Raw genomic sequence first — 24,058 nt, 5'->3', positions numbered from 1 at the left:
TAAATCAATCTCAGATTGCAATTCATTGTTTAGATTTGTACAAATGAAATTGTACGGGATGAGAAAGTTGATATTATTATTTATGATAGGTATTTTTGGAATAAGCTATTCACAAAAAGCGCCTTCAGTCCTTAAAACAGGATTTTCAAAAGAAGCTTTACAACAGAAACTGGAAGATGAAGAAGGAAAAGCCATTACCATTCAGCAGATACTGGATCAGCATAAAGGAAAAGTTTTAGTGATTGATTTTTGGGCAGGATGGTGCCGAGACTGTTTAAATGCTCTTCCAAAAGCCAAGGAATTAGAAGAACACAACAAAAATATTGATTTTGTATTTCTATCATTAGACCGTTCAAAAGAAGGGTTTGAAAAAAGTCTGGAAAGATTTGATATGAAACACAAAGAAAATTACTGGTTTTCTACGGGCTGGAAAAACGATTTTAATAATTATGTAGATCTTAACTGGATCCCAAGATATATGGTGATTGATCAGAAATCTTCTATTGCCAAATATTATGCAATCTCCCCTGACGATCCTGAAATTCAGCAAACCATAGACAGACTTTTAAAATAGTTGCCATTTATTTTTAATTCGAAAAACATAAAACTCATTGGAACTCATCTGCTTTCAATGAGTTTTTAAAATTTTATTAAACACCATGATCACAAGACAAGCCACAGAACAGGATTTAGAAATTCTTTTAGAATTTGAACAGGGAGTTGTTACTGCAGAAAGACCTTTCAACAGTACATTGATTGATGGAGAGATTCATTATTATGATTTAAAATCTCTGATACAATCTCCGGAAGCAACCTTAATTGTTGCCGAAGAGAATAATGAAATCATTGCATCAGGCTATGCCCTGATCAAAAAAGCAGAGAAGAACTATTACCGGTTTAAAGAATATGTCTATCTCGGTTTTATGTATGTAAAGCCTGAGTACAGAGGAAAAGGAATCAATAAAGTGATTACCGATGAACTCATTGCCTGGGCAAAATCAAGAGGAATCAATGAGGTAAGACTAGAGGTATATGCTCAAAATGAATCCGCTATAAAAGCTTATGAAAAAGCAGGTTTTGAACCTCATATTCTTCTGATGAGATTAAAACCATAAAAGGCTGGAAGATGGGATATGGAAGTAATCTTAATGCGTTAAATAATCCGTTATTTTTTTAATTCATTTTCAATAAACAGGTCATCAATTTCCATATTATCCTCATTACCTTCCAGTCTCCAGCTTCAAACTTCCCTTCTATAAAAATTTACCGTAAATAAAGGAATCCATATCTTTGTATATGGATTTTTCTTTGCCTCTTCGTAAAATTATTCATGTGGATATGGATGCATTCTATGCTTCTGTGGAGCAGCATGATAATCCTGAGTTGAAAGGAAAACCAATAGCCGTAGGAGGGCAGCACCGGGGTGTAGTGGCAGCCGCAAGTTATGAAGCCAGAAAATACGGTGTACGTTCTGCAATGCCCAGTAAGACGGCCAAAGAAAAGTGTCCTCAGCTTATTTTTGTTCCCCCCCGGTTTAGCAGATATAAAGAAATTTCCAAAAAAATCCGGGAAATTTTCTATGAATATACCGATCTGGTAGAACCCCTATCACTCGATGAAGCTTATCTGGATGTTACTGAAAATAAAAAAGGAATGGAATCGGCTAACCTCATCGCCAAAGAAATACGTCAGAAAATTTTTGAACAGACCGGTCTGACGGCTTCTGCAGGTATTTCAGTTAATAAGTTTCTGGCTAAAGTAGCTTCTGATATTAATAAACCGAATGGCCAGAAAACCATTCATCCTGATAAAATGGAGCATTTTCTGGAAGAACTGCCTGTGGAAAAATTTTATGGTGTTGGAAAGGTAACAGCCAACAAAATGTTTAGTTTAGGAATTTATAAAGGAAAAGATCTAAAGAAAAGATCGCTTGAAGATCTGGTAAGGCTTTTTGGAAAGTCCGGCCAGCATTATTACAATGTGGTGCGCGGGATTCATACTTCTGAAGTAAAGCCTCATCGTATTCAGAAAAGTGTGGCTGTGGAAAGAACATTTTTTGAGGATCTTCTGGATGAACAGCAGATCAATGAAAAGCTGGAAAGCCTTGCAGAGGAAATCCACCAAAGATTACAGAAGAATAATATTCTCGGAAGGACTTTAACTTTAAAGATAAAATATAAAGATTTCTCTCTTTTCACAAGAAGTATAACCAGGGAAGATTATTTTTCGTCTCCTGAGCAGTATTATAATACCGGAAAAAAACTTTGGGAACTTCGTCCTTTTGATAAAGCAGTACGTCTGCTCGGATTATCCCTCTCTCAATTGAATACAGAAGAGAAAAAACAGGTTTTAGTTCAACTAAAAATCCCGTTTGAAGAATTCGAAAATGAATAGGTCATATTTTTTCGCTATCTTGTATCAACCAAATCAGCAAATTTATGAACCCAACCATGATTCAGTTTTTCCATTGGTATTCTGAAGGCGACGGAAAATTGTGGAAAGAAGCAGAAAAACAGGCCGGATACCTGGCAAAACTTGGAATTACTTCTGTATGGTTTCCTCCAGCCTATAAAGGAACAAATGGCGGTTATTCTACCGGATATGATGCTTACGATCTTTATGATCTGGGAGAGTTTGATCAAAAAGGCACGCTTCCTACCAAATACGGCACGAAAAACGAGTATACAAAAGCCATTAAAGCCTTAAAGAAAAAAAATATACAAGTCATTGTAGATATTGTTCTCGGGCATAAAGCCGGTGGTGACGAACTGGAAAAATTTAAAGTCGTAAAAGTAGATGAAGAGAACAGGGAAAAAATAATTTCCGATGTCATCGAAATAGAATCTTATACAAAATTCACTTTTCCCGGAAGAGGAAAAAAATATTCTGATTTTGAATGGAATTTCACCTGTTTCAGCGGTGTGGATTATGCAGAAGGGATGGATTCCTATATCTTTAAAATACAGTCAGAATACGGAAATGACTGGGAGGAAATGATAGATGATGAAAAAGGAAATTATGATTACCTGATGTATAATGATATTGAGCACCGGAATCCTTTTGTACGGGAAGAACTCAACAATTGGGCAAAATGGTATTTTGACGAGACCGATTTTGATGGAGTGAGACTGGATGCTTTAAAACATATTTCTTTTGATTTTTATAAAGAATGGCTTATGCTGCTCCGTTCTAATTCCGGAAAAGACATTTTCGCCGTTGGAGAATACTGGGCTCCCGGATATCTCCATCTTCTCCAAAAATATATTGAAGTGACGGAAGGATGCATGAGTCTTTTTGACAGTTCCCTGCAGAATAATTTTCATACAGCCTCCAGGGAAGGAGCTTCTTATGATCTCAGACGAATTTTTGATGAAACACTTACCCAGGCAGATCCTATACACTCTGTCAGTTTAGTAGCCAATCATGATACACAGCCTTTACAGGATCTTGAAGCCCCTGTTGAGCCATGGTTCAAACCTATTGCTTATGCCCTTATTTTATTGAGAAAAGATGGCTACCCATGTATATTTTATCCTGATCTCTATGGTGCTCATTATGTGGATAAAGACAGAGAAGGCAATGATCAGGAAATATTCATGCCCAAAGTAGACGGTATTGAAGAGTTACTAAAAGCAAGGAAAGATCATGCCTATGGAGACCAGCATGATTATTTTGAGGATGCGAACTGCCTCGGCTGGGTACGTATGGGAGATGATCAACATAGCGGATGTGCTGTTGTTCTGAGCAATAAAGATTCTTACAACAAGCCCATGGAAATGGGAACATTGTATGCAGGAAAAAAATTCAAAGATGTGTTGAAAAGATTCAAAGAAAAAGTAACCATTGATGAAAACGGGTGGGGAGATTTTCCTGCTCCGGCAGGAAACGTGAGCGTCTGGATTCCTGAATAAGATTAAATTTCAGCAAAACAAAAGGCATACCTGGCCAGACGATCAGTTATGCCTTGTTCTTATCAGAAGTATATTTTAGCAATAGATATACTGGCAGTACCAAATATCTTTAGCCCATTCACAGCATTGACCGTCTTCGTTGGAAGTACAGCACACCTTACCTCTGTTAATATCTCCGGCTTTTAAACTCTTTAATTCCTGTCGATTCAGTTTTCTCACTTTGTAATCTTTGTTTGTTTTCATAATTACTATTTTTTTTGGTTTAATTACTAAATATACATTAAAAAATACAATTATGGATAAACATTAAGTATTATTTATTGATTTAACATACACAATTTATATAATAAAAATATAAATATTGGAAATATGATGAACCACCCCGTTTAAGGATGTCAATGTTTGCCTCTTCAGTTGGAATATTGATTAAGGTAAGAGGTTTTAAAATTTTGATGACCAGCTACATCTTTCGGAGCTCCAGATTTGGTGTCATCTTTACAACGGTGAAAACTTTTAATTATTTAAACACCAATCTCACCCATGATCTCACAAATATCCACGAACCATCATTGTGCCATTTGTGAAAAAATTAGTGCTATTAGTGTTTAAAAACTAGTTCAGTACTTTATACTCACTTGGAGAAACACCTACTTTGGTTTTAAACAGTCTTGTAAAATGCTGCGGATATTTAAAGCCTAAATCATAGGAAATTTCACTGATTGTCTTTCCCTGATCCAGAATCTGTTCTTTGGCTATATCAATAAGCTTATTGTGGATAAATTCCTGAGCAGAAATTCCCAGTTCTTTTTTGATCAGATCTCCGAAATAATTGGCAGACAGGTTCAGCTTTTCTGCAAAATAATTGACCATGGGAAAACCTATATTTTTTGGATTTTCAGACTTCAGATAATCATCTACCAGATTTTCAAATTTTCCGATGACTCCCTGGTTAATATGATCTCTTGTAATAAACTGGCGGTCATAAAAACGCATACAGTAATTCAAAAACAGTTCAATATTATTAACAATTAAAGACTTGCTGTGTTTATCTATAGCCTGTTCCAGCTCGAGTTTAATATTTTTAAAGCAGTCCAGCACCACTTCCCTTTCTTTTTCCGAGAGATGTAATGCTTCATGTACATCATAAGAGAAAAAAGAATAGTCTTTCATATTCTTCCCCAGGTTAGTTCCTTTTATTAAGTCCGGATGAAAAATCAGAGCAAAACCTGCAGGCTGAACAGATCTGTCTTTATTATAAATTCCATACGTCTGTCCGGGAGCAATAAAAACCAAAGTCCCTTCCTGATAATCGTAGCTGTGTTTCCCGTATTGCATGTCTCCACACATCACATCTTTCAGGAAAACGGTATAAAACCCAAATTTCCTTCTATACTGGCAAATAGGATCAGATTTGGAAAAATCAATAATACTCACCAGCGGGTGCAGGGTTTCATGATTCGCCATTTTATTATATTCCGAGACCGTGTTATAGATTTCAACCTCCTGATTTTCCATGAAGTATATTTTTATTGCTATTCAAAATTACCACTTTCATTTGTAACTGAAATGATGTCTGTAAAATTGGTAAGTAATTCGGTAATCTGTATAAGCACGATTTACAATAAAGTATCGATTTTTGTAATGTTTTGGAAACCATTATCAAAAACACAATCATTAAAAACCTAAATAAACTAAATATAAAAAAATGAGTACAATCACAGTAAAAGCTTATGGTGCAGAGTCTACCACAGCAGATCTGAAAGAAATGAATATTGAAAGAAGAGAAGTAACCGCAAAGGATGTAGAAATTGAAATTCTCTACTGCGGGGTATGCCACTCTGATCTTCATACAGCAAGAAACGACTGGGGAGGATCTTTATATCCTGTAGTTCCGGGACATGAAATTGTAGGAAGAATTACAAAGGTAGGAAGCGAAGTCTCCAAATTTAAAGCAGGAGATCTTGCAGCAGTAGGATGTATGGTAGATTCTTGCGGACATTGCAACAGCTGCAAACACGATTTGGAGCAATATTGTCAAAATGGATTTACAGGAACTTATAACGGAAAAGATAAGCACCTTGGAGGCCACACTTTCGGAGGATATTCTCAAAAAGTAGTCGTTGATGAGCATTTTGTACTAAGTGTTCCTGAAAATTTAGATCTGGCAGCAGTAGCGCCCCTTCTATGTGCAGGAATTACCACTTGGTCACCATTAAGACACTGGAATGCCGGGCCGGGTTCAAAAGTGGCAGTTGTAGGATTAGGTGGATTAGGCCACATGGCTATTAAACTGGCAAAAGGACTGGGAGCTGAAGTTACTTTATTCTCAAGAACTCCTGGAAAGACTGATGATGCCAAACAACTTGGAGCAGATCATGTAGTGATCTCTACGGATGATTCACAGATGGACGCTGTAAAGGGTAAATTTGATCTTATCATTGATACTGTACCTTATGAGCATGACATCAACCCTTATATGCAAACTCTTTCTTTGAACGGAACTTTGGTTCTTGTAGGATTCGTAGGTGAGTTTCAGGAAACCGAAGTAAGCACAAGACCGATGATCTTCCAACGCCGTTCTGTAGCAGGATCTTTAATCGGAGGTATTGCAGAAACACAGGAATTGTTAGATTTCTGTGGAAAACATAATATTGTTTCTGATATTGAACTGATTAAAATGCAGGATATCAACAGCGCGTATGAAAGAATGCTGAAAAGTGATGTAAAATATCGTTTTGTAATTGATATGCAGTCTTTGTAATTCTTCTATAGAATATTAACAGAAACAGGTTCTTCGGATTGAAGAACCTATTTTTATTTTTTCAGGTTTTGACTAAAAGTATCTTGATCCTGATTCAGCATATATCTGTTTCCTTTGGCATATTTATTATCATTCCTTTCCATATCCTGAAAAGCCCATGCTGCCATTGCATCAATCACAGGAGCCAATTCATTACCTGCTTCACTCAGTTTATAAGTCACATGAGGCGGTACAACAGGCTTTGCTGTTCTGATAATCAATCCATCTGATTCCAGTTGCTTCAAATGCTGGATGAGCATTTTTTCTGTTACTGCAGGAATTGCTTTCTTCAACTCGCTGTACCTTTTTTCTCCTGTGGAAAGATTAAACAGAATAATAGGTTTCCAGAATCCGCCAATTCTTTCCATAACGTACATTACAGGACAATCCTGCACTGTTTTCTTATTTTCCTGAATGGTTGAGCTTTCTTTGATGGCTGTCATATCTACATACTTTAGGGTAAGTACTTGTATAAAAGTAAGTACAAATATAACTTTGTTCCCGGAAATAAAAAAATATTTATTATGAAAATTGTAATCACAGGATCATTAGGAAATGTAGCTAAACCATTAGCACAACAATTAATTGCCCAAGGGCATGATATTACAGTAGTAAGCAGCAGTAATGCAAGAAAACAGGATATTGAATCTCTGGGAGCAACACCGGCTATAGGATCTATCACCGATATTAATTTTTTAACGCAAACTTTTGAAGGAGCTGATGCTGTTTTTGTCATGACACCTCCTGCTATCAGTCCGGATAAGATTGTGGAAAATACTACCAATGCAGGAAAAAATTATGCTACAGCTTTAAAAAATGCAAATATAAAAAGAGCTGTAATGCTAAGCAGCGTAGGAGCAGAATCCCCGGTTGAAAACGGACCCATCGCAGGTCTTCACAATATTGAAAAAATATACAACGAGGTAGAGAATACTTCTTTTACTTTTTTAAGAGCCGGATATTTTTATAATAACTTCTTCAATGATATTCCGATGATTCAAAATGCAGGAATCATCGGAGGAAATTATCCTGCAAGTATTGAAGTACCCGTAGTACACCCTACTGATATTGCCAAAGCCGCTGCTGAAGAACTGATAAAAGACGGAAATGCCAACAATATCAGATATATTGTAAGTGATGTAAGAAAAGCTTCAGATTTTGCAAAGGTTTTAGGAATTGCAGTGAATAAACCTGAACTTCCATGGGTAGAATTCTCTGATGAAGATTCTTTAAACGGAATGCTTCAGGCAGGATTACCTGAAGATATGGCTAAGCTGTATGTTGAAATGGGTAGGGGAATAAGAACAGGAGTTGTACAGAAAGATTTTATTGATCATGGTTCTCCTGTTACGGGAAGCGTTAAGTTAGAAGATTTTGCAAAGGAATTTTCTTCTAAGTTTTAATTTCTTTGGTCTTGAAACAAAAGTTCAAGACTGGAATTAAAATGAGTTTCGGCGCACCTTTGGTGCGCCGAAACTTATTTTAATTATTATATGGTAAACCTTCAGACTATTTCTTGTCTTTCAGGGTTTTCTTTAAAACTTTCAGTTTTCCATCGATAGGCTGATCAATTTTTAATCCTAAAACCTCAGCAACCAAAGGATAAACATTAATGTTGGCAAATTCACTGATCACCAGATTATTTTTAAATTCAGGTCCCCAGGCAAAGAAAGTAGCTTTCATTTCCGGAACAACTTTAGGATTATAGCCATGCTTTCCAACCGATGATTTTTTACCTTTTTCCAGAAAAATTTTCGGAGCATTCGGAATGAGAAGAATCTGTCCTATTCTGTTGTATTGATCGTCTCTTGTAGCGAAGTGCAGATATTTAGGAAGCTTTTTGTCTAGATATACTTCGTAATCATCTGTTTTATGAGCTTTCAGTTCTTTGTAAACCTTTTTTATCTCATTCGGGTTTTTAACGTAAACTCTTAACAAAGTCTGGGAATTATAAAAATCAAATCTGTTTTTATCAAAAAGAACAGCCGGAATCTCCAACGGTGTGCCTCCATCTACTTTAATCATTCCGTGATCAGAAACAAAAACATAGTTGACATTTTTTAATCCTAAATCATTTACTTTCTGAACAAGATCACCAACAGCCTGGTCTATCAAATGAACAGCTGTTTCTGTTTCTTTGGTATCCGGACCATAATGATGCCCGCTTCCATCTACTTCCGGGAAATATAATGAAATAAAGTGTGGTCTTTTATCTTCAGGTAATTTCAGCCAGTTGACTACTTTTTCTACTTTTTCTGAAGGGGTAAATTTTTCATGATAAGGATAATAATAAGTGGGTCTTATTCCTCCGGCATCACTTGCAGATCCTACCCACATTAAAGAGGCTGATACCATTCCCTGCTTTTCAGCAAGACCCCAAAGCGGAGTTCCTCCGTACCAGCTTCCGTCCTCAGCATTTTTTTTGTTACTCATTGCATAGCCTTCTTTTCGCTCGTAATCGTAAAAAAAGTTATCAATCAAACCATGATGAGAAGGGTAAAGTCCGGTAATTAGACTCCAGTGGTTAGGGAAAGTAATACTTGGATAGCTTGGAATCATTGCTTCGGCCTTCACCCCGCCGTTAGACAGTTTTAAAAGATTCTCAGCATTATATTTCCGGGCATAGTCATAACGGAAACCATCCGTTGAAATCATAATCACATAAGGTTTCGACTGTGCTTCCGTGCTGTTTTGTCTTCCTGGTATAACCACCTGGGCAGTGTCAATATTGACTTGTTGTGCAAAAGCCGTAAAGGAAATGAACAGCAGTAAAAAATGGATTCCTCGCTTCATTATTTAAAATTTTCAGCAAAGTTACATCCTATCCTTCTCCCTGAAAAGTTTAAGAGATTAAAAGTATATTAAAACCCCCTAATTTTTTTGAATCAAAATGAATACCTGTTAAATAGACCTTTTCATCTCAAACTGTGACAGCCAGTTGTTCAGTCCTACTCTTTCACTAAGAAACTTACTTGTATTTTCTGAGGAATCATCCACATTATTCAGGGCTATAGTCTGTCCGTTATTTTTTTCTCTAATTGCATTAAACAACTTTGTGCCTATTCCTTGATTTCTGTAATTCTTATCTACAGCAAACTGATATATTTTTCTAGAAGCAGGACCATAAACAATATATCCAACCAGATTTTCATCTTTATAAGCCCCTAAAGTCACATAATTTTCCGGCATCGGTTTCAATACGAAAACTGATCCCTGCCATGAAGGTTCAATATCCCAGAAAGAACATAATACATTCCATTGGAAGTCTTTTAAGTCTCGTATAGATACTTCAGTATTTTCTTTTCCATTCTGCTTAATACTTCCGTTAAAGCAAAGCAGTCTTCTGACAATCTTAAAACCTAAATTTTCATAAGCCCTTATAGCAGGCTGGTTTCCTTCAATAACTTCAAGCAGCAATGTATTGGCATTTCTTTCTTTTAAAACAGGAATGATAAAATCATACATTTTTCTCACCAATCCTTTGCCTCTGCTTTCCGGAACAACTCCTGTACCTCCGTTGTAGATAATCTTTTCTCCATTTTCAATTTTTTCAGACTGAAGAATAAAAGCTACCAGTTTGCCCTCTTCAAATGCTCCGGCAGAAATATTCATATCCAGTTTTTCGGCAGCTATTTTTGCAACAAGCACTTCTTTTGTTAAGTGAAAAGGAACAACATAATCAGAAAATGAATGATTGAACACAAATAAAAGCTCATCTGTTGTGATATCAGCTAAAGTTTTAAATTCCATTGGTTATAAAAATTGTAAGATCAGGAAATTTCTTTTTGTTAAAAATCAGGATATACACAAATATATAAATTTTAAAGCAAACTCCCTGAAATTGGGACTTTAAGAAAAAAAATGATACCCCTGAAAGATCAGAGGTATCTGTTAAAAAAAATATTAAGGTGGGTTCTCTGCGAAAAATTATTCTTTAATCAGTTTTTCATAAGATTTACTTCCATCTTTAAACTGAATTTCAAGATAATAACTTCCTGATCTCAGATCTTCAACACTGATACTTTCGCCTTCAGGTTTTACTGATTTCACTTTTCTTCCTGTTGCTTCATAGATATCAACAGACTTTATTTTATCAGAGTTTTTGAAATTAACGGTTGATTTTGCCGGATTAGGATATAGATTTACCTTCTTGCTATCTGCTGTAATTTCATGGGTAGATAAGGTGGCTGCCGTCATCGTTAATGTTGCATATCCTCTTCCTGCATCATGATATCCTAAAGAAGTTCCTCCACTTTTACGGGAATAGAAAATATTGATTGTTCCGGCAGCGTTGGCAATCGCAAAATCTCCTGCTCCACCTGCAAGTGATCTTGTTGCTACTACAGTTCTTGTAGATCCCGATACGGTGTTCGAAGTTTCTGTCCAGTCCTGAGATGCATCAGCTGAAGGTGTATTGGGAACTCCATTAAAAGAATAATCTCTGTTGGCAGAAGCGTTATAAATAAAACCATCTGCACCGACTGCCATTCCTGTAGTTCCAAAACCTATTCCCATCATAGAGTTGCTGTCACCAGTCACTGTCATTGTTACACCTGAAGGAGTTGTATCTAATTTCACCGTCATGGAAGTTGCGGGTAGGGTTACCGTTCCTGATGAAAACTGCGCCAATGCAAAATTGGCAAGAAGTACGCTAAGCGCTAGTAGAGTTTTTTTCATATCAATTTTTTAAAAGATTTATAATTTCCCTGTTGTTAGTTTGTAATGCATATTCGAAAGGGGTCATTCCCATTGAATCCTTCTTTGTTTTATCTGCTTTATATTTCAGCAACTGTTCCACCAGGTCTTTATTTCCTGATTTTACAGCCCAGAATAAAGGTGTATATCCTGTTTCATCTGCAATATTGGGATCTGCTTTTTTCTTCAGCAGATGCTCTACCAGATCTTTGTTGTATTTAATGGCTAAACCTGCCAACGCTGTTCCTTCACGGCTTTTGTAATTGACATCTTTCACATTCTCAATCAGAAAATCTGCAACGTCTGTATTTCCTCTGTAACAGGCTAAAATAAGCGGTGAAAATCCGTTTTCGTTAACCTGATTAATCACATCCGGATTTTGTTTCATCAGTTCCTGTACTTCCGCAACCGTTCCGCTTCTGGCAACATCAAATATTGATTTTGCTTTTTCCTGAGCAGATATGAATGAGCTCAGAAAGAGTCCTAATACTAAAATTATATTTCTCATTGTTTTACCATTACGTAGTTGTACTCAATATTGACATTTTCTGCCACTTTTTTGGTAACCATTTTAGGAATAGTCACTTTATAATCCACAGGTTTTGCTACAAAACCTCCCTGCATATAGATTTTACCGTCTTTTGCATATAAAGTGGCTGCAGAGGTAACGGCTTTGTCTACTCCATGAAAGTTTAACGTTCCCTGCACAGTATATTTCTGAGGGCTTGTGGTAAGCTTTGTTTTATCAAAGTTGACAATCTTCCCTTTAAAAGTTGTTTTTGGATATTTTGCAGATTCAGCATAGCTTTCATTGAAATGCTCTTCCATTAATTTTGTTTTAAAATGAAAGTTTTTGACATTTGAGACTGATGCCATCTCACCATTGTCTGCATTGAGAATGACAATATTATTATCATCCTGAGCAAAAATATCATCAAACAGAGGAACTGACGCTTCAAAAGTTACTTTCCCTGTTTTGGAGCTATATTTTTGTGCCGAAACGTATCCGGCAGAAAGGAGTAATACGCTTAATAATGCTAATTTTTTCATATCAATTTTTTTAATTTTCATTTAATCCGTCAGCTTTCCATTTGATGAAAATATTGATTTGGGCTGCGGACAGAGACCCTCCCTGCGGCATTTTCCCTGGATCACCGTTAGGTCTTTGGATACGGTCAAGAATTTCTTCTATATTATTTTTCACCTGATCATAGGTAGCCAAAGGTTTAAAACTTCCTGCGGAATGACAGCTTATACAATTGTTATCCACAATTGGTTTTACGTCTGCAGTATATTTTACGGGTGTTGTAATGGGTGTATTGTCAGAAATCTCTTCATACGTTCTGCTGTCACAAGCCGTCAGTATGATTGCTGACGACAATATCAATAAGGATGTTAGCTTTTTCATTTTAAAAGACTCTGTAAAGGTTAAACCCAAAGAAAATATGTCCCTTTCCCCATGCTCCTGTGGCATTGGTAAGATATCCGATATCTGAGTTGATCTGGGAGTTCGTTAGTAAAAGCTGGAACACATGTCCCCCTGTTTCTATATCAACCCCTAGTGATAGTGGGTTTTTATAAAAACTGTGATCGTCGAAATTCACAAAGTATTCTGCATTCACAGAAACTCTTTTTGAGATTTTGTAGCGTCCTCCCAACCCTGCCAGAAACTGATTCTTGTTTTCAATGGTAGGTTCGTAAAGGTTTTTATGAACGAAAGATGGTGTAAGCTGTACAGAGAGCTTATCACTGAATCTTCTTGAGATCAGCGCCTGTGTTAGATAAGAAAGCCTGTCACTGAATTTCAGATGAGGATAAGTATCTTTATCCAGTTCAGTATTGGCCCCCATTACATTGTACCCCACAATATCCACCGGGAAGTTTTCATTTTGTCTTACCAGTCTGTATTTCACGGCTCCTTCAAAGGTTTTCATATTCGTTTCTCTGGAAAGGCTTACAGATACTGCGTCTGAAATACCATAGATAACGCCTAATTTGGTGGAAGCATGATCCAGACCGAAAAAATCTTTAAATCCTGCGCTTATATCTCCAAATCTGTGGGCTACGATAATGTACCATTCTTTTTTAGCTGCCAGTTTTGTAGATTGTCCTGTTACAATCTGAAGGGCTTTAAAGGCGGGTTGTGAGGTTTCTGTATTGGTTTTCACCGTGTCAATATCTTTCAGCAGATCTTCCTGTGCAAAGACAAGACCTGATGAAAACATTGACAAAAATAAGAGAGTTTTTGTCATATACAATTTGAATTAAATTATGATATGACAAACTTATTGAGTTCTCAATTCAAAAACAGGTGATAAAAGTCACCAGTCAAATTGTTTTTATCAATAATAGAAATAAACTTTCCAAACAATTAAAATTAGATCATTCTAACATTTTCATTTACAGCAACTTTTATTCCTTCTTTAGTCTGAATAATTTCACCTTCGCTTTCAATTTTTTTCAAAACCCGGCTCACAACTTCTCTGGAAGTTCCCAGACTGCTGGCAATTTCACGATGGGTGATCTTAATAGGATTGTTTCCTGTGGATGAAATCTGCTGTTTGATATAATTGAGGACTCTTTTATCCAGTTTATGGAAAACAGCATCATTCACCATATTCATCACTTCTGAAAATCTTCGGTCATATTCATGGTAAAAGAGTTTATTGATTTCCGGAAATCTGATAAGCCATTCATGCATAATAGAGACGGGAATAAGAATTGCTTCCGAGTCTTCTTCTGCAATGGCATATACCCTGCTGATATAGTCCGTCAGAATAGATGAAAAGGTCATGAGACAGCTATCCTTAGGTTTAATATAATAGTAGATGAGCTCTCTTCCATCATTAAGGGTAAATACCTTGATAGATCCTTTTATCAGGAAAGGAACAAACTTATTTTTTTGTCCTTCCCTTATGATTTCAGTTTTTGCTTTTATATCAATAGCAACAGCATGTTTTTCAAGCTCAGATAAAAATTCGGCACCTAAAAAGCCAAATTTACTTATAGCGAACGAGTTATCAATCATATGTTATGTTTTCTGCTTTTTCTTAAACAAATATATAAAATTGATATGTTCTTACTACACATTTTTACCTTATTAAATATAATTAACAATTTAACAAGTGCTCACTATTATTCCTCAAAGTGCAAAAAAATGCCCTGGTTTTTACCAGGGCATCCTTTATTTTATTGTAAAAGAAATCTTACGCTTGAACGTTGTTTCCTCCTAATACGAAAGGCTCAACTTCTTTGATTTCTCCGAACTGCTGCTCGTAGTTAGCGATGTTCTGTTGAAGAGCATTTAATACTCTTTTAGCGTGAAGTGGAGCAAGAATTACTCTTGATCTTACTTTTGCCTGCTGAACACCTGGCATCAACTGAATAAAGTCTACTACAAATTCAGATGGAGAGTGGTTTACTAAAGCTAGGTTAGCATAGATACCAGCAGCTACCATTTCGTTTAATTCGATGTTGATGTTTCCGTCTTGTGGATTTTGATTGTTGTCCATTGTTATAAATTATGTTTTTAAAATTCGAAATTTGAGATTGTGAAAATATAAAAATAATTTCAAATCCCAAATTTCAAATCATTAATTTTAGTTAAGGTCTTCGAATTCTTTCTTAGAACCAACAATAACGTTTTGATACTCTTTAAGACCTGTACCTGCAGGGATTCTGTGACCTACAATTACATTTTCTTTAAGACCGTTAAGATCGTCTATCTTACCAGCAACTGCTGCTTCGTTAAGAACTTTAGTTGTTTCCTGGAACGATGCTGCAGACATGAATGACTTAGTCTGAAGGGCAGCTCTTGTAATACCTTGCAGTACAGGAGTTGCAGTAGCTGGAAGAGCTTCTCTTACTTCTACCAATGCTAAATCTTCACGCTTCAACTTGGAGTTTTCATCTCTTAATTCTCTTGCAGTAATCATCTGACCTGGTTTGAATTCTTTAGAATCACCAGCATCTACTACTACTTTAAGACCGAATACTCTGTTGTTTTCTTCCAAGAAATCAAACTTGTGTTCAAGAGCTCCTTCAAGGAATTGAGTATCACCTCCATCTACGATAGATACTTTCGTCATCATCTGTCTTACGATAATTTCGAAGTGCTTGTCGTCGATTTTTACCCCCTGTAGACGGTAAACTTCCTGAATTTCGTTTACTAAGTATTCCTGAACGGCTGTTGGACCTTTAATTCTTAAGATATCTTCCGGTGTGATAGAACCGTCAGAAAGTGGAGAACCTGCTCTTACGAAGTCATTCTCCTGAACAAGAATCTGGTTAGAAAGTTTTACTAAGTAAATTTTTCTTTCTCCAGTTTTAGCCTCAACAATAAGTTCACGGTTACCTCTCTTAATTTTTCCGTAAGAAACTACCCCGTCGATTTCAGTAACAACCGCTGGGTTTGAAGGGTTTCTTGCTTCGAATAATTCGGTAACTCTCGGAAGACCTCCGGTGATATCCCCTGCTTTTGCAGATTTTCTTGGGATCTTGATTAAGACTTTACCAGCCTTAATTTTTTCACCATCGTTAACCATTAAGTGGGCTCCTACCGGTAAGTTGTAAGCTTTCTGCTCAACTCCTTTAGAGTCTACCACCTTCAAGGTAGGTACGGCTTTCTTATTTCTTGATTCAGAGATTACTTTCTCTTCAAATCCTGTCTGTTCGTCAATTTCAAGCTGGAATGAAATACCCTGGATGATATCCTCGTATTCTACCTTACCTGAAGTTTCAGCAATAATAACCGCGTTATACGGATCCCATCTACAGATGGTATCTCCTTTCTTCACTTTATCACCTGGTTTTACAGATAATATGGATCCGTAAGGTACGTTAGCTACCATTAATGGAGTTCTGGACTCATTATCAGCAACTAATCTGAATTCTGTTGAACGGGAAACTACAACCTCAGCTGTATTACCGTTTTCATCTTCAGAAGTAATTGTTCTTACTTCATCCATTTCTACGATACCATCTCTTCTTGCTACGATAGATGGGTTTTCTGATACGTTACCTGCAGTACCCCCTTGGTGGAAGGTTCTCAACGTAAGCTGAGTACCCGGTTCCCCAATTGACTGTGCTGCAATTACACCTACCGCTTCACCCATGTGGATCACTTTACCTGTTGCTAAGTTTCTACCGTAACATTTCGCACAGATCCCTTTCTTAGCTTCACAAGTTAATGGTGAACGAACCTCCACAGCTTCTAATCCTGCTTCTTCGATTCTTTTCGCCAAAGATTCAATAATCACCTGATCTGCACTTGCAATAAGCTCGTCAGTTTCAGGATCATAAATATTATGAAGAGATACTCTACCTAAGATTCTTTCAGAGATTCTTTCAACGATCTCGTCATTTTTCTTAAGTGCAGTAACTTCTGTACCTCTTAATGTTCCACAGTCGTCTTCTGTAACAATAACGTCCTGTGCAACGTCTACCAATCTTCTCGTTAAGTAACCGGCATCGGCTGTCTTAAGAGCGGTATCCGCAAGACCTTTACGGGCACCGTGAGTAGAGATAAAGTACTCTAGAATCGAAAGACCTTCCTTAAAGTTGGCAAGAATCGGGTTTTCGATGATCTCCGCTCCGGTAGAACCGGCTTTCTGCGGTTTTGCCATCAAACCTCTCATCCCTGATAACTGACGGATCTGTTCCTTAGAACCCCTCGCTCCAGAGTCAAGCATCATGTATACAGAGTTGAAACCACCTTGGTCAGTTTTCATTCTGCTCATGATCATTTCAGTTAATCCGGCGTTGGTGTTTGTCCAAACGTCGATTACCTGGTTATAACGTTCTGTATCGGTAATCAGACCCATGTTATAGTTGGCTCTAATTTCGTCTACAGTTTCGATTGACTGTGCAATCATCTGCTTTTTCTCAACAGGAACTACAATATCCCCTAGTGAGAAAGAAAGACCTCCTTTGAATGCATTTGAATACCCCAGGTCTTTCATTGCATCAAGGAACTTCACAGTGGTAGGGAAATCTGTATCAGCAAGGATCTTACCGATAACATTTCTTAATGATTTCTTTGTAAGAAGTTCATTGATATATCCTACCTGCTTAGGTACAATCTGGTTGAACAGGATTCTACCTACAGAAGTTTCGATTAATCTTGTTACGATTTCTCCATCTTCTTTGATAGGTAGTCTACATCTTACTTTAGCATTTAAAGATACTCTGCCTTCAGCGTAAGCAATTTCTGCTTCTTCAGGAGAATAGAATGCAAGACCTTCTCCTTTCACTTTCATATCTTCTGTAGAGCTCAATTCTTTAGTCATGAAATAAAGACCAAGAACCATGTCCTGAGATGGTACTGTAATTGGAGAACCGTTTGCAGGGTTCAAGATGTTTTGAGAACCTAACATCAATAACTGAGCCTCAAGGATTGCTTCTGGTCCTAACGGCAAGTGTACTGCCATCTGGTCACCATCGAAATCGGCGTTGAAGGCCGTAGTTACTAACGGGTGTAGCTGGATTGCCTTACCTTCGATCATCTTAGGTTGGAAAGCCTGAATACCCAGTCTGTGAAGCGTAGGTGCTCTGTTCAATAGAACAGGGTGACCTTTCATCACGTTTTCAAGGATATCATATACTACCGGTTCTTTTCTGTCGATAATTCTCTTTGCAGATTTTACTGTTTTTACAATACCTCTTTCAATTAGTTTTCTAATGATGAACGGTTTGTACAATTCAGCTGCCATATCCTTAGGAATACCACATTCGTGAAGCTGTAAGTTTGGACCTACAACAATTACCGAACGCGCAGAGTAGTCAACCCTTTTTCCTAGTAGGTTCTGACGGAAACGACCTTGCTTACCTTTCAATGAATCAGAAAGTGATTTCAATGGTCTGTTTGATTCAGATTTTACTGCAGAAGATTTTCTTGTGTTATCGAATAATGAATCTACTGATTCCTGAAGCATACGCTTCTCGTTTCTCAAGATTACTTCAGGAGCTTTGATCTCCAATAATCTCTTCAAACGGTTATTTCTGATGATAACTCTTCTATAAAGGTCATTCAGGTCAGAAGTAGCGAAACGTCCTCCATCCAATGGAACCAATGGTCTTAGTTCTGGCGGGATAACAGGAAGTACACGCATGATCATCCACTCTGGTCTGTTGATCATTCTTGTATTAGCACCTCTTAATGCTTCTACAACGTTCAATCTCTTAAGAGCTTCAGTTCTTCTTTGTTTTGAACCTTCGTTGTGAGCTTTGTGTCTCAAGTCGAAAGACAATGCATCAAGATCGATTCTTTTTAACAGATCTTCTACAGCTTCAGCACCCATTCTGGCGATGAATTTGTTGGGATCAGAATCATCAAGATACTGGTTTTCTACAGGAAGAGTTTCCATGATGTCAAGGTACTCTTCTTCTGTAAGGAATTCCATGCTTTCAAAATCAGAACCGTCTAATTTTTTAGCAATACCCTGCTGAATCACTACATATCTTTCGTAGTAGATGATCATATCTAATTTCTTAGAAGGAATTCCTAAAAGGTATCCGATTTTGTTTGGTAATGAACGGAAATACCAGATGTGTGCAATTGGAACTACAAGGTTGATGTGCCCGATTCTCTCTCTTCTTACTTTTTTCTCAGTAACTTCTACTCCACAACGGTCACAAACGATTCCTTTGTAACGAATTCTCTTGTATTTACCACAAGCACATTCGTAATCCTTTACAGGACCAAAGATTTTCTCACAGAATAGCCCGTCTCTTTCAGGCTTGTGAGTTCTGTAGTTAATAGTTTCCGGCTTTAAAACCTCCCCTCTTGAGTCTTGTAAAATAGACTCCGGTGAAGCTAAACCGATGGTTATTTTATTAAATCTACTTGATTTATTTTTATTTGACATAATTTTTTTTAGATTTTAGATTTCAGATTTCAGATTTCAGAAGAAATCATCATTCCAAATTCAAGGATTATAAAATTCTTAGAGTGTCATAGTCTGACATCTTGTGTCTGACATCTGATATCTTACTCCTCCAATCTTACGTCTAATCCAAGACCTTGTAACTCGTGAAGTAATACGTTGAATGATTCCGGAATACCTGGTTCAGGCATAGATTCACCTTTTGCAATTGCTTCATAAGTTTTTGCTCTACCAATCACGTCATCCGACTTCACAGTTAAGATCTCTCTCAGGATGTTAGATGCACCGAATGCTTCAAGCGCCCAAACCTCCATCTCTCCGAATCTCTGACCTCCGAACTGAGCTTTACCTCCTAACGGCTGCTGAGTAATCAATGAATAAGGACCAATAGAACGTGCGTGCATCTTATCATCTACCATGTGTCCTAGTTTCAACATGTAAATGATACCTACTGTTGCAGCCTGAGTAAATCTTTCTCCGGTACCCCCATCATAAAGGTGAGTGTGACCGAATTTAGGAAGACCTGCTTTCTCAGTGTATTCAGTAATCTGATCAAGAGTTGCTCCGTCAAAGATTGGCGTAGCGAACTTCATACCCAGTTTCTGACCTGCCCATCCAAGAACTGTTTCATAGATCTGACCAATGTTCATACGGGAAGGTACCCCTAGTGGATTCAATACGATATCTACTGGTGTTCCGTCTTCAAGGAATGGCATATCTTCTTCACGAACGATTCTTGAAACAATACCTTTGTTACCGTGACGTCCTGCCATTTTATCCCCTACATTCAGTTTACGTTTCTTAGCGATATAAACTTTAGCCAGCTTCATGATCCCTGCCGGAAGCTCATCTCCGATTGAAATTGCGAATTTCTCACGGTTTTTAACTCCCTGGATGTCGTTATATTTGATTTTGTAATTGTGAATCAATTGTTTGATCAATTCATTCTTGTCAGCGTCTACTGTCCAGTCTGAACCGCTAACGTTTACATAATCTTCAACTGAAGTTAATAACTTGTGAGTAAATTTCACACCTTTACCGATGATTTCCTCGTCCAGGTCATTTTGTACCCCTTGAGAAGTTTTACCGCTTACCAGTGTATTTAATTTTTCAATTAACGTATTTCTCAACTCGTCAAACTTAGCCTTGTAAGTGTTTTCAATTTCCTCAAGTTTAAGTTTTTCTTCAGTTCTTTTCTTTTTGTCTTTAATGTTTCTTGAAAACAGTTTCTTGTTGATAACAACACCTCTTAATGAAGAGTCAGCTTTCAGTGAAGCATCCTTCACATCACCAGCTTTATCACCGAAGATTGCTCTAAGAAGTTTTTCTTCAGGCGTCGGGTCAGATTCACCTTTTGGAGTAATTTTACCAATCATGATATCTCCAGGCTTCACTTCAGCACCGATTCTGATCATACCGTTCTCGTCAAGATCTTTAGTAGCTTCTTCAGATACGTTTGGAATATCTGCTGTAAGCTCTTCCATACCTAATTTAGTATCACGAACTTCAAGAGAATATTCATCCACGTGAATTGAAGTAAACCAGTCTTCACGTACTACTTTTTCGTTGATTACGATTGCATCCTCGAAGTTGTACCCTTTCCAAGGCATGAACGCTACCACTAAGTTTCTACCAAGAGCCAATTCTCCTTTTTCAGTAGCATAACCGTCGCAAAGTACCTGTCCCTTTTCCACTACATCACCTACTCTTACGTTTGGTCTTAGGGTAATGGTTGTACTCTGGTTTGTTTTTCTGAACTTAGTAAGGTTGTATGTTTTAGTAGCAGGCTCGAATTGTACTAAATCTTCGTCTTCGCTTCTTTCATATTTAATAACGATTCTGTCAGCATCTACGTACTGTACTGTACCTGTACCTTCAGCGTTAATTAAGATTCTTGAATCTCTTGCAACTTGTTGCTCAAGCCCTGTACCCACGATTGGAGCCTGTGGCTTCAATAGAGGAACGGCCTGACGCATCATGTTCGATCCCATCAATGCACGGTTCGCATCATCATGCTCAAGGAACGGAATTAATGATGCAGAAATACCAGAGATCTGGTTTGGTGCAACATCAATAAGGTTAACCTGAGATGGCTCTACTACAGGGTAGTCACCATCTAATCTTGCAATAATTCTGTCTGTCAAGAAATCACCGTTATCGCTCAATTCAACGTTTGCCTGAGCAATTACTTTGTCTTCTTCATCTTCTGCATTAAGGTAAATAGGATCAGCATTAAGATTAATCTTACCTTCTTCTACTTTTCTATATGGAGTTTCGATGAAACCTAGTCTGTTGATTTTAGCATAAATACCAAGGGATGAAATCAAACCGATGTTTGGTCCTTCCGGAGTTTCAATCGGGCAAATTCTTCCGTAGTGAGTATGGTGAACGTCTCGAACCTCGAAACCTGCTCTTTCTCTTGATAAACCACCAGGCCCTAGTGCAGATAATCTTCTCTTGTGAGTAATTTCTGATAGAGGGTTGGTTTGGTCCATGAACTGAGAAAGCTGGTTGGTACCAAAGAATGAGTTGATTACAGATGTTAATGTCTTAGCATTTACAAGGTCAAGTGGAGTAAAGATTTCGTTATCTCTAACGTTCATTCTTTCCTTGATTGTTCTTGCAATTCTTGAAAGACCTACTCCGAACTGTCCTGCTAATTGCTCACCAACAGTTTTAATTCTTCTGTTTGATAAGTGGTCAATATCATCCACTTCAGCTTTAGAGTTGACAAGCTCGATTAGGTGTCTTACGATAGCAATGATATCTTCTTTGGTAAGAACCTCAGTGGTAGTTGGAATATTAAGACCTAACTTTTTGTTCAATCTGTAACGCCCTACTTCACCTAATGAATATCTTTGCTCAGAGAAGAATAATTTTTCAATGATTCCTCTTGCTGTTTCCTCATCTGGCGGATCTGCATTTCTTAACTGACGATAAATATACTCTACAGCTTCTTTTTCAGAGTTAGTAGGGTCTTTTTGTAATGTATTCTGGATGATCGAGAATTCGTTGCTGTTTTCTTTGTGAATCAGGATTGATTTCACACCAGCATCAAGAATAAGATCTAAATGTTCTTTTTCAAGAATAGTTTCTCTGTCCAGGATGATCTCATTTCTTTCGATAGAAACTACTTCACCTGTATCTTCGTCTACGAAGTCTTCGAACCAGGTGTTCAATACTCTCGCAGCCAATGTTCTCCCTTCCACTTTTTTAAGGGCAGCTTTAGAAACTTTCACTTCTTCAGCAAGGTCGAAGATCTGAAGGATATCCTTGTCAGATTCATAACCAATCGCTCTTAATAGAGTTGTTAATGGTAATTTTTTCTTACGGTCGATATACGCGTACATTACGCTGTTGATATCTGTTGTAAATTCCATCCAAGATCCTTTGAAAGGAATAATTCTTGAATAGTAAAGTTTGGTTCCGTTGGCGTGGTAAGTTTGTCCGAAGAATACACCAGGTGAACGGTGAAGCTGCGTAACGATAACTCTTTCAGCACCATTGATGATAAAAGAACCACTTGGCGTCATATAAGGAACCGGACCTAAGTATACGTCCTGAACCACTGTTTGGAAATCTTCGTGTTCCGGGTCAGTACAATACAGTTTAAGTCTTGCTTTTAGAGGAACTGAATAGGTAAGTCCTCTTTCCACACACTCATCGATTGAATAACGTGGAGAATCTACCAGATAGTCTAAGAATTCTAATACGAATTGGTTTCTTGAATCCGTAATCGGGAAATTCTCTTGGAAAGTCTTGTAAAGAGCTTCTGTCTTTCTGGCTTCAGGAAGTGTATCAAGCTGGAAAAATTCTCTGAAAGACTCAATTTGGATATCCAAAAAGTCAGGAGTGATGATTTTTCCTTTCGCTGATGAGAAATTAATTCTCGGATTTCCTTGAGTTGTTGATTTTGTTTTACTCATAAAACTTTTAAGAAAGGGTTAAAAAATATTTTGATTCATTAAAAAATATCAGAAAAGAACAAGAAACAAGATAAAAGTAAAAGGTAAAAGTGTTTTTGGCGCTCACAAAGGACCTCAGGTTCTTTTAAACTTTGTACTTGGTTCTTTCTAACTGCAACACTGGTATATCTTTTCACAGCGTAATGCAAAATATTTTTATTACTTTTGAGGCAGTATTACCGCAGTATTTATATACACAAAATCCCTTCCATGTTTTACACAATGAAAGAGTTGATTTTCAGTATTTTATAAATTTACAAACAATTTTTCGCGCCAAAAGAGGGGCAAATATACAAAAAGTTATCCACAATAACAAATAAATCATCTCATTTTGAGGCTCTTAAAATAAGAGAGGCTGCCCAAATTTGAGCAACCCCTCCGCAACACAAGCTAATCTTATGATTATTTTACAATAATCTTATAAGATTATATCGTCGATTTGATTTCTATCTTAATCATACTTACTCCTTTTGGAAATGAAGAAGTATCAATGTCCATATGAGCTTTAAATCCATCCCTCTTAACTTCCTGTCCTTATGTTGAGAACTCCATTTTTATGAGTAGCCAAACTAAGTTATGACCGTCATGTATTCTCAAATAATTTCCAGTTCCAATGTATATTCCTAAAGCTACCGTAGTTGCTATTATGCACGCATTCCCATTTGTTCTAATACCTTCACTTAAGTTTTCCCCGGTATCATCAAAATAATAATACAACGTCATGGTTTGTCCTGCAAGTGCAGTTTCAGCGGCTGTAGCATGCACTAATGCTCCGATTTGGCAAGCAGTGTGGTTTTTAGCTTT

Annotated in this window: 21 protein-coding genes; 6 read left to right on the top strand and 15 right to left on the bottom strand. The window is 37.2% G+C overall.

What is annotated here, in order from left to right:
• The first annotated feature begins 58 nt into the window (after positions 1–58).
• The 4 genes from BW946_RS04535 to BW946_RS04520 all read left to right on the top strand — a co-directional run bounded on the left by BW946_RS04535 (position 59) and on the right by BW946_RS04520 (position 3,911).
• Complete coding sequence (locus BW946_RS04535; protein WP_076595081.1) at positions 59–574, top strand: TlpA family protein disulfide reductase; 516 nt, start codon at positions 59–61, stop codon at positions 572–574.
• Between the two features lie 85 nt (positions 575–659).
• Positions 660–1,115, top strand: a complete 456-nt coding sequence (locus tag BW946_RS04530) for a GNAT family N-acetyltransferase (protein WP_076595016.1) — start codon at positions 660–662, stop codon at positions 1,113–1,115.
• 181 nt (positions 1,116–1,296) lie between these two features.
• On the top strand, positions 1,297–2,394 hold the full coding sequence (gene dinB, locus BW946_RS04525; RefSeq protein WP_076595015.1) for a DNA polymerase IV: 1,098 nt from the start codon (positions 1,297–1,299) through the stop codon (positions 2,392–2,394).
• 44 nt (positions 2,395–2,438) lie between these two features.
• Entirely contained in the window at positions 2,439–3,911 is a 1,473-nt protein-coding gene (locus BW946_RS04520; protein WP_076595014.1) for an alpha-amylase, read from the top strand.
• 75 nt (positions 3,912–3,986) lie between these two features.
• On the opposite strand, the gene BW946_RS21340 is transcribed toward BW946_RS04520, so the two are convergent.
• Together BW946_RS21340 and BW946_RS04515 are read right to left on the bottom strand one after the other, a co-directional pair.
• Positions 3,987–4,154, bottom strand: coding sequence for a hypothetical protein (locus BW946_RS21340; protein ID WP_168802009.1), 168 nt, complete (start codon positions 4,152–4,154; stop codon positions 3,987–3,989).
• A 369-nt stretch (positions 4,155–4,523) separates the two neighbouring features.
• A complete protein-coding gene (locus BW946_RS04515) occupies positions 4,524–5,426 on the bottom strand; it encodes a helix-turn-helix domain-containing protein (RefSeq protein ID WP_076595013.1) in 903 nt (300 codons plus the stop codon).
• A 190-nt stretch (positions 5,427–5,616) separates the two neighbouring features.
• On the opposite strand from BW946_RS04515, the gene BW946_RS04510 reads away from it, so the two are divergent.
• Positions 5,617–6,672 carry an NAD(P)-dependent alcohol dehydrogenase gene (locus BW946_RS04510; protein ID WP_136522677.1) on the top strand — a complete coding sequence of 352 codons (1,056 nt, stop codon included), beginning with the start codon at positions 5,617–5,619 and terminating at the stop codon, positions 6,670–6,672.
• Positions 6,673–6,725: 53 nt separating this feature from the next.
• Here BW946_RS04510 and BW946_RS04505 read toward each other — a convergent pair whose 3' ends face one another.
• Complete coding sequence (locus BW946_RS04505) at positions 6,726–7,154, bottom strand: winged helix-turn-helix transcriptional regulator (protein WP_076595012.1); 429 nt, start codon at positions 7,152–7,154, stop codon at positions 6,726–6,728.
• Positions 7,155–7,235: 81 nt separating this feature from the next.
• Here BW946_RS04505 and BW946_RS04500 point away from each other — a divergent pair, with 81 nt between their 5' ends.
• A complete protein-coding gene (locus tag BW946_RS04500; protein WP_076595011.1) occupies positions 7,236–8,114 on the top strand; it encodes an NAD(P)H-binding protein in 879 nt (292 codons plus the stop codon).
• Between the two features lie 106 nt (positions 8,115–8,220).
• Here the strand turns inward: BW946_RS04500 and BW946_RS04495 are convergent, their stop codons facing one another.
• The 12 genes from BW946_RS04495 to BW946_RS04440 all read right to left on the bottom strand — a co-directional run bounded on the left by BW946_RS04495 (position 8,221) and on the right by BW946_RS04440 (position 24,019).
• Entirely contained in the window at positions 8,221–9,504 is a 1,284-nt protein-coding gene (locus BW946_RS04495; RefSeq protein WP_076595010.1) for an alkaline phosphatase family protein, read from the bottom strand.
• Between the two features lie 108 nt (positions 9,505–9,612).
• Positions 9,613–10,461, bottom strand: a complete 849-nt coding sequence (locus BW946_RS04490; protein WP_076595009.1) for a GNAT family N-acetyltransferase — start codon at positions 10,459–10,461, stop codon at positions 9,613–9,615.
• A gap of 177 nt (positions 10,462–10,638) precedes the next feature.
• On the bottom strand, positions 10,639–11,388 hold the full coding sequence (locus BW946_RS04485) for a T9SS type A sorting domain-containing protein (RefSeq protein WP_076595008.1): 750 nt from the start codon (positions 11,386–11,388) through the stop codon (positions 10,639–10,641).
• 1 nt (position 11,389) lies between these two features.
• Positions 11,390–11,914, bottom strand: coding sequence for an ankyrin repeat domain-containing protein (locus BW946_RS04480; RefSeq protein WP_076595007.1), 525 nt, complete (start codon positions 11,912–11,914; stop codon positions 11,390–11,392).
• Complete coding sequence (locus tag BW946_RS04475) at positions 11,911–12,456, bottom strand: YceI family protein (RefSeq protein WP_076595079.1); 546 nt, start codon at positions 12,454–12,456, stop codon at positions 11,911–11,913. The genes BW946_RS04480 and BW946_RS04475 overlap by 4 nt, the downstream gene beginning before the upstream one ends.
• 10 nt (positions 12,457–12,466) lie before the next feature.
• Complete coding sequence (locus BW946_RS04470) at positions 12,467–12,814, bottom strand: hypothetical protein (RefSeq protein WP_076595006.1); 348 nt, start codon at positions 12,812–12,814, stop codon at positions 12,467–12,469.
• A 1-nt stretch (position 12,815) separates the two neighbouring features.
• Positions 12,816–13,658, bottom strand: coding sequence for a DUF5777 family beta-barrel protein (locus tag BW946_RS04465; RefSeq protein ID WP_076595005.1), 843 nt, complete (start codon positions 13,656–13,658; stop codon positions 12,816–12,818).
• Positions 13,659–13,783: 125 nt separating this feature from the next.
• Positions 13,784–14,434 carry a Crp/Fnr family transcriptional regulator gene (locus tag BW946_RS04460; RefSeq protein WP_076595004.1) on the bottom strand — a complete coding sequence of 217 codons (651 nt, stop codon included), beginning with the start codon at positions 14,432–14,434 and terminating at the stop codon, positions 13,784–13,786.
• 178 nt (positions 14,435–14,612) lie between these two features.
• The gene (locus BW946_RS04455; protein WP_002976436.1) at positions 14,613–14,918 is read right to left on the bottom strand and encodes a DUF3467 domain-containing protein; all 306 of its coding nucleotides are present in this window, start codon (positions 14,916–14,918) and stop codon (positions 14,613–14,615) included.
• An 87-nt stretch (positions 14,919–15,005) separates the two neighbouring features.
• Positions 15,006–19,271: a DNA-directed RNA polymerase subunit beta' gene (rpoC, locus tag BW946_RS04450; RefSeq protein WP_076595003.1), complete on the bottom strand. Its 4,266-nt coding sequence runs from the start codon at positions 19,269–19,271 to the stop codon at positions 15,006–15,008.
• A 122-nt stretch (positions 19,272–19,393) separates the two neighbouring features.
• Positions 19,394–23,215 (bottom strand): DNA-directed RNA polymerase subunit beta, encoded by a 3,822-nt coding sequence (rpoB, locus tag BW946_RS04445; RefSeq protein WP_076595002.1) that lies wholly within the window; start codon positions 23,213–23,215, stop codon positions 19,394–19,396.
• Between the two features lie 573 nt (positions 23,216–23,788).
• Entirely contained in the window at positions 23,789–24,019 is a 231-nt protein-coding gene (locus BW946_RS04440) for a hypothetical protein (protein ID WP_076595001.1), read from the bottom strand.
• Between the last annotated feature and the right edge of the window lie 39 nt (positions 24,020–24,058).

Origin of the sequence: Chryseobacterium sp. RU33C, assembly GCF_900156015.1 — a bacterium.
Lineage (GTDB): Bacteria > Bacteroidota > Bacteroidia > Flavobacteriales > Weeksellaceae > Chryseobacterium > Chryseobacterium candidae.
Note: the sequence above shows the minus strand (reverse complement) of the source record. Positions and strands in the feature narration are given on the sequence as shown.